The organism is Microcoleus sp. Pol10D4, from assembly GCF_036701555.1.
Classification (GTDB): domain Bacteria; phylum Cyanobacteriota; class Cyanobacteriia; order Cyanobacteriales; family Microcoleaceae; genus Microcoleus.
Genome location: NZ_JAUBRA010000041.1, coordinates 59,056 through 66,304 on the forward strand (window position 1 = coordinate 59,056; position 7,249 = coordinate 66,304).

7 protein-coding genes are annotated in these 7,249 nt (G+C 41.3%); 2 read left to right on the forward strand and 5 right to left on the reverse strand.

Going from position 1 to position 7,249, the window contains the following annotated elements:
• Positions 1-63 precede the first annotated feature (63 nt).
• Positions 64-516: a DUF4058 family protein gene (locus QUA36_RS19795; RefSeq protein WP_333416917.1), complete on the forward strand. Its 453-nt coding sequence runs from the start codon at positions 64-66 to the stop codon at positions 514-516.
• Positions 517-685: 169 nt separating this feature from the next.
• On the opposite strand, the gene dnaN is transcribed toward QUA36_RS19795, so the two are convergent.
• The 5 genes from dnaN to QUA36_RS19820 all read right to left on the reverse strand — a co-directional run bounded on the left by dnaN (position 686) and on the right by QUA36_RS19820 (position 6,521).
• Entirely contained in the window at positions 686-2,197 is a 1,512-nt protein-coding gene (gene dnaN, locus QUA36_RS19800; RefSeq protein WP_333416919.1) for a DNA polymerase III subunit beta, read from the reverse strand.
• Between the two features lie 349 nt (positions 2,198-2,546).
• On the reverse strand, positions 2,547-3,950 hold the full coding sequence (locus tag QUA36_RS19805) for an AAA family ATPase (protein WP_333458815.1): 1,404 nt from the start codon (positions 3,948-3,950) through the stop codon (positions 2,547-2,549).
• Between the two features lie 267 nt (positions 3,951-4,217).
• Positions 4,218-4,598 carry a hypothetical protein gene (locus QUA36_RS19810; protein ID WP_333054102.1) on the reverse strand — a complete coding sequence of 127 codons (381 nt, stop codon included), beginning with the start codon at positions 4,596-4,598 and terminating at the stop codon, positions 4,218-4,220.
• An 86-nt stretch (positions 4,599-4,684) separates the two neighbouring features.
• Positions 4,685-5,071 (reverse strand): hypothetical protein, encoded by a 387-nt coding sequence (locus tag QUA36_RS19815; RefSeq protein WP_194060989.1) that lies wholly within the window; start codon positions 5,069-5,071, stop codon positions 4,685-4,687.
• A gap of 214 nt (positions 5,072-5,285) precedes the next feature.
• Complete coding sequence (locus QUA36_RS19820) at positions 5,286-6,521, reverse strand: hypothetical protein (RefSeq protein WP_333416923.1); 1,236 nt, start codon at positions 6,519-6,521, stop codon at positions 5,286-5,288.
• A gap of 399 nt (positions 6,522-6,920) precedes the next feature.
• Between QUA36_RS19820 and QUA36_RS19825 the strand changes: the two genes are divergently transcribed.
• Entirely contained in the window at positions 6,921-7,229 is a 309-nt protein-coding gene (locus tag QUA36_RS19825) for a hypothetical protein (RefSeq protein WP_333458816.1), read from the forward strand.
• Positions 7,230-7,249: the final 20 nt, after the last annotated feature.

Consider the following 7,249-nt stretch of genomic DNA (forward strand, 5'->3'; position numbering starts at 1 on the left):
AGACGTGCTGGATATATGGTTTTTTTAGAGAATTTGGTATTGAAATAAAGCATACGTAACTTGATGCCACGATTGACTGAAGAAATTACCGAACGCTATCTGGAGATTCGGGAGGTCAAGACTGGAAAGGTGGTAACGGTGGTAGAAGTTCTCTCTCCTAAGAATAAAGGAGTGGGTGAAGGTCGAGAAAAGTACCTCACCAAACGACAAAAAGTGTTGAACAGGGCTACTCACTTAGTTGAAATCGATCTGCTAAGAATGGGAAACTTTATACCAATGGATGTTTCGATTCGCTCAGACTACCGCATTCTGGTCAGTCGGGCTAATCTCCGTCCCGAAGCTGAACTCTACCCGTTTAATGTGCGTGAATCGATTCCCCAATTCTTGTTTCCTTTGCAGCCATTAGAGCAAGAACCTGTTGTGAATTTATCTGAGGTTTTGGGACAACTTTATCAAGAAGCAGCCTTAGACTTGGCAATTGATTACTCACAGCAGCCTGTTCCACCGCGCTCGTGAGAGTGATTATCAATGGGTGATCGTTGACGGAATCGTATGACAGCGATCGCAATCGGGAATGCCTGACTTCTGCCCCGGTGTACATATCAACTTGATAGATGCGATCGCCGTTCATAGAGTAATTTGTAGAGAGGGCATCCAATTTAGATGCCACTCCCCATATGCACGATTATTCTTGCGGAGCCACAACGTATTCGCACTCTAACGCCTCTGTACCTGAAGCTGGCGTGCCAAAAGGTACAATCAGTAGAGGAGCCGTAGGAGTTGCCATCAGCAGCCGCAAATCCGAACTAGAAACAGCTTTAATTGTATCAATCAAATAGCGGATATCGCACTTGAGCCGAAAGTCACAACCCCAGAGTTTGGCGTCAACTGTCTCAGTACCAGAACTGAGAGTATTGTTGAGTGATGCTCGCACTTGTTGCGCCTCTAAATCAAAGTCAAAAATTGCTGTGATATGAGACTTGTCGCTATGAGTAGCCAACCTCTCTAAAGCTTTTAAAAAGCTGAGTCTTTCAACTACGATTTGATGACTAAGTTCAGACCGATAAGGAGCAATAATTTGGTCGCATTTCGGGTAATTTCCTTCCAGTAACTGCGCTGTTAGTCGCAAATTATTCCACTCAAACGCCACAAATTTGCTAGGTTGTTCTGCCGAACCATCATAATAAATCGTAACTTTGTCACTGGCATTTACAGAACGCTCCAATACCCGGAGTACCTTAGCGGGAACAGTAAAATTTACTGTTTGAAAGTTCAAAAACTGAGAATTGCTGCTTTCACTCAATCCGACAATCATAGCTACCCGATGCCCGTCAGTCGTCCACACTCTTAGTTGGTTAAGTCCTCTGTCTGCGTCATGACTCAGTTGAAAGTTAGCTCCCATCAAAATGCGTTTGGTTTCCTCAGAAGTAACAGCAAATAAGCTAGCTTTGAGGACAGCGATTAATACACTAGCAGGAAGTGTTACGAGTTTTTGTTTAACACTAGGGATAGTCGGAAATTCATCCGCAGCTAACCCGCGAATAACGTGCTTGCTATTTGATGAACTTAAAGTCGCACTGACAGAGGGAATGTCACTTCCTTTGATAATTTCAAAGGAACTCTTTAAGGTAAGGCGGCCGTTCGGAAATTTCCCCAGAATATCAGCGAGTATAGGTACGGGAAGGGTGAGTTTTCCGGGTTGATTGACATTGGCGTCAAAATTCACTTGCATTCCAAATTCCAAATTGTAACCAGTGAGGTGCAGTTGTTGATTTTCGGCATCAGCCTCAATCAAGATATTGCACAAAATAGGATGACTGGTATTGCTAGGAATGATGCTTTTGAGTGTCTGTATGTAATCGTTGAGTTCTCTTAAATCACAGGTAATTTCAACAGCCGATGGGGAAGGTTTCGGAGTGACAGATGCTGTGATTTCAGTATTGAGATGGGTTTCAGGAGTGGAATTTGTTGGAGTGTCAGAAGGTGTAGAAGTTCTATTATCTGTAATGTAGTTCGCTTCTACTTCTTCTATTTGTGTTGTTTTGGGTAGGGGAGAAGAAAGCTTAGTTGTTTTTTTGACTGATGGCTTCGTAGTAGGAGTCAAATTAGTGCCTGTTACAGTTGAGGGTTTTTTCTTAGCTGTTCTCTCCACTACTTCCTCTTTAGAAGGTGTTCCAGAAAGTCGAGATTTGGCCATAATAATTAGTCGGGTGTCAAGAATTTAATTGGTCGCTGCGATAGCAGTGAGGAGGGGGAAGGGGAAGGGGAAGGAGAAGGTTAAGAGAAGGGGAGGGGAAAGGGTGGAACAAGTTCAGTAAACTCGCGTTATGTTCAAGTTGAAGCAAACTGATTATTTAGATTTTGATAAGTGAGATAACAGAACTTACGCTCATAAACCGGATTTCTCTGAAAAATTGTTGCTTTCTCAACTAGATATCTACGAAGAAACCCGATTTCTGGCATCGTGTGCGTAAGTCCTGAGAGAAGAAAGTTCAACTCAAAAAAGCGAAAATTTATCTTTCCTTCCCCTTCCCCTTCCCCTTCCCCTAAAATTGAGCTAATACTCGTTGCACTCTGAATGAATTAGGAGGGACAAATAGTATTCGTTGGCGACATCTACTTGTTCCAACATATAAAAGACGGTGGTACTCTTTAAGTTTCTCTTGGCTGCTCATTTCCTTGCCTACCAAAAGTCGAGTCAAAATGTCATTGCTGTCCAAACCAACTTCATCAAAAGTGCTACCTTGAGAATTGTGAATAGTCAGGGCAAAGCAATTGTCAACTTCGGCAAATACGTCATCTTTAAACCAGTAATATTTCCGCCAGAGAAATCCATTACGTTTGGCACTTTTGAGTTTCTCTTTCAATTCAGCTTGGTAGCGCTTACTTTCCGATTCATGCAGCACAAAGATTTGCCGAAATAGACCATCATCAGTCACAATCTTCAACAGCCATACTCGGTAGCCGTAGTGCTGACTTATTTCAACTTCCTGTATGGTAAATTCAGTTGATGTGGCTAAAATCACAGTCTTACCATCAGGAGCCAGAACTGGTTTCTTAGTAATTAACCTTTCTCCAGATATAAATCTGGCAGTTGTTCGACCATAAAGTTGTTCTCGAACAGCCTGATTGTAATAGTTGACTCGCTTGTTTGTCCAGCACAAAATCCGGAAACAATCAGGATTTGAGGCAAATTCTCGCTTGATGGTTTTGATAGCATATTGGATGAGTGCTTCTGGTTTAACTTTGAATGCACCGTTAGATTTGTCTAATGAGTTGTAATTCGGATGTGGCAAAAAGACATCTGTTTTACTCTTGACAAATGAGCGACATTCCGTAATAAAATCAAGGACGGGGCTTTCTCCAGCTTGTCTAACTACTTGAGTTAATACAGCTTTATTGGCAATATTGAAAGCAGGCGAGCGCTTTTCTCCAACAGGATTAAGTTGCGCTGGGTCGCCCATGAGAATTAATTTCCGCTGATTGAAGAGAGTATGTTCAAATCTGCGCTCAATCCAAGACCACAATTGAGTTCCAACCATCGAACATTCATCGAGGAAAATGATATCATAGAGGTGGAGGTAACAACAGCTTGTCTGTTCTAAGACTTTCTCTTGTTCTTTGCGAACCATGCCTAAGCCTAAAAGCTGGTGTATCGTCATAAAATCTACTCCGAAAATGCCTTGAGATGCTGCCATTTTTCTGAGGATACCGACGGCTTTGTTAGTGGGTGCTGTGAGGGCAATGCGCTTGCTTTGAGCTAAGAGTTCTTTGATTATAAGGAAAATAAGTGTGCTTTTTCCCGTGCCTGCATAACCGCAAAGCAAGAAGAATGCGGAAGTGCTGCTTGCAAATGTTCTCAAATTGTCGAGTGCTTGCTGCTGCTGCGGCTTGAGAGTAAAGGGAATTTGTTTAAATTCCTGCGGTCGTTCTAGTAAAGTTTGAATCATTAGTGTACAGTAATGCTAATTCGTTCGCATCCTAATAAGCGCTAGCTTGAGGGGGAGTAGGAGGAACATTCAAATCAAAATTGACTTATAACAATAGTTCCTATTTTCAGAAAAAATGGCTAGAATGGTTGATTTTTCCTTAGTGGAACTTACCTAAAACTCTGATTATGTCATTAATAACAAAAGTTGTACGAAGTATTGTTTAATTAAAAATCAGCTCTGAATTTTATGATAATTCTGAGCTGATTTTGCTGCTGTTGTTAGTTGTTAAACAATCACAACTTTGGTCTTTTTAACTCGTTTGATATTCACTGCTGTGCCAATGCTATGTCCATCCCAAATGGCTAATCCGTAGTCACAATGCGAACACATTTCGATGTCGCGAGCGCTATAGTTTCCGCTAATACCAACAACTGGATAACCAGAAGTATTTCTGGGTTTGCCATTGCCGCTAAACAAGGCATAGTAAACCAAAACTTTCTCGTAGTTCTTAGACCGCAAGTATTGCTGAACTAAGCTATCAACTCCAGGCGCATCACCGACTCTGACTTCAAACCCTAGTTCAATGATGCGATTGAGAGATGTATGAGCCTCTGATGGCAATTCCTGGATGGAACGACTGCCAGAAATCATTACTATTTTGTTCATGGTAAAATTCCTCAAATTTTTGGATAGCCAGTAAAAGACTCAAAGATTACTCCTTGAGTCTTTGTGAAGAATGCAATTGCTTCTTACTAACACACCAAGATATAAGCTGAAATCAAGCATTGAATGAAATTGCTTTTTCTGCCTTGACCTTCCCAACGAGAGCCGCGCACACCAACAATGTGATTGCATTGTTCAAGCCAAGCAACTCCACCATATTTTGCGATTGTTTTTAATAATCGTGGATGTTGTTGAAGTTTCGCAACAATAATTTCTGTCATTATTGTCATATCTTGTTGCAAATGTCCAAATTTGTGATTTTGATAAGCAGCTTCAGCATCACGGAAAACCTTGCCATTGAACTCAACTGGGTAGTGATTCTTGAGGTTTCCTTTTCTAAAAGCTAACTCTGTGGGATTAGTTAATGCTGCCCCAATTCCGATGCTGCATCCAGACCAAATATTGATTTCTTTCATCTTTTTCATCTTCTAACTTTTAGCTCGTCAGCACTTTTAATTGAAGTGGTGTAGTAAACCCTGACTTTCTCGGATTGCTCCTTGTTGTTGGTATTTATAAGTAGAGAAAGTCAACATTTTTCGCCGCTAGGCGATTTATCTTCCGGATTGGTAACAGAGTTTTTAATCGCATTTACATTGGTTACAGAATAGCCAATTTTCTTCCCAATTCCCATCATTTTGGCATCTTTTCTAAATCAAGTTCAGCCACTTCCCGCAGAGCTTCTAAGCGCTTCTTTAAAGTTTTATGTCGGGGAGTTTCTACAACATACTCGTATTTAGAACCTGTATGTTGAAGTTCTGGAATTTGGCAATCAATTAGGTAGCTAAGGCGACCAACTAGCTTTTTAATAACTATTAGCCAAGCCTTAGCTAACGCTTTAGTACGGAAACCAATCCAAGCTTTAAAGTAAGAGCCGTCTTCGCTAACTTGGTAAGCAACATTGGGCGATAATTTAATAAGAGTTGGGATATGAGTAATGCCTAAACTTTTGAGTTCAGTCAAGCTGTAGCTTTGAATTTCTCCACTGTCCCATTGAATTTGAAATGGGCGTAGTGCCTGAATATTCAAACTAATAACTATTCCCCTTTGTTCCACTTGATTTCGGCGTTGTTCGAGGCAATCGCCCTCTCGAAAACCACTCCATCCATGTTTCTTAGCTAAATGTTTAAGGCAATATTCCCAGGCTTCTTCCCAAGCAATATCAAAGTCGAGCATGTGATAACTTTCTGTACTCAATTGTTTAGTCAATTTCTCTTTGATTTGCTGCTTTTGAATTGGTAGGACAATTTCTAAGAAATTGTCGGGGACTTCAAAAAATAAATGGGTCTTAGCCCTAATTTTTAGGTCATTGAAAGACAAAAAGCGACTGGCTTCTAATTGTTCGGGTGTAAAAACATCTATGGCACAACTTGTTGGGTAGCCAGGGAACAAGTTGATGGGAAAGAGATAATAGTGGTCAAGAGTAAATATGAGAATGTGATGTTCAGTGAGCGATTCTACTTGGAAAGTAGTGGGGTTACTGAATTGTAGTTGTTGCGAATTAGCTAGTACGATTGTTGTGCAAGCGGGAAGTTCTCCAGTAGTTTTTTGAGGAATAAACAGAGGCACAAGGGATATTTTAAGCACCCGAATTTCATCTAAGGTATAATTCCAGGAAAAACTATCTTCGTTGTTACTAGCATCCCAAGTAATTATTACAGGTCTATCGGTTTGATGGAGGGCTGTTATCGTGCCGTAATGGTTGCCAGATTTGACGATATCGCCTACTTTAAAGGGAAGTTGAGCGAAAGGAGGCGGAGTGAGAAAAGGAAAAATTACCGCTACCACTTCTTTGACTTCACTGGGGGGAGCGTTGTCAGGTTTAGAGCAAGTATTTGAGAAGCCAATTAAAGTCGTGTTAGAGTCCATAACCTTTGAGAAGCTAATTGTTTTCAACTTCTCCCGTTAGGGGATATCTTCTCGCGCTTAATCCCTTAACTTTTTGTGGTTTAATATCAAATCCGAACGAGTTTGTGCTTTATTTCGGCTTAAATTTTTTTGAAGTCTTGCTAAGTACCTCCCCTGTTGTCTAATATTGCGATATGGAAAACTCAAGAGCAAAGATACCTACTCCCGAAAAAATTGCTGCTGCCATAGAGACAATTGACCATTTGACTGCTTGGCTACAAGAGTAATTCCTAGGACAACATTTCCTTAGACATTCCCGTCACAAGTCAGACAATTGGTGTATACTGGAATAATTCACCTAGCCAAACCCAATATGTCCACATATGTACCACCAAGAATCGCTATTCAACGACTTGGAGTATGTTCAAAAACACGCTTAGCGGTGGGAAAAAGAAGGGAAAATCAAAGCGTACCGAACGCCGTCAGGACAGCGACGGTACGACTGCGACTCAGTTTTCAATATTCCATCTACTAAACCAACCATCCTCTACGCCAGAGTTAGCAGTCGAAGTCAAAAAGCCGACCTTCTCCGACAGGCTGACTTTCTTCTGTCTCGCTACCCCGGATGCGAAATCATCCAAGACATCGGGAGCGGCCTCAATTTCAAAAGAAAAGTGCGATTCGTTTAACCTAAAACAAGCCAAAAGGCTTGTGGGACGGTTAGCCTAACTGCTCAGGCAGGTAGTGAC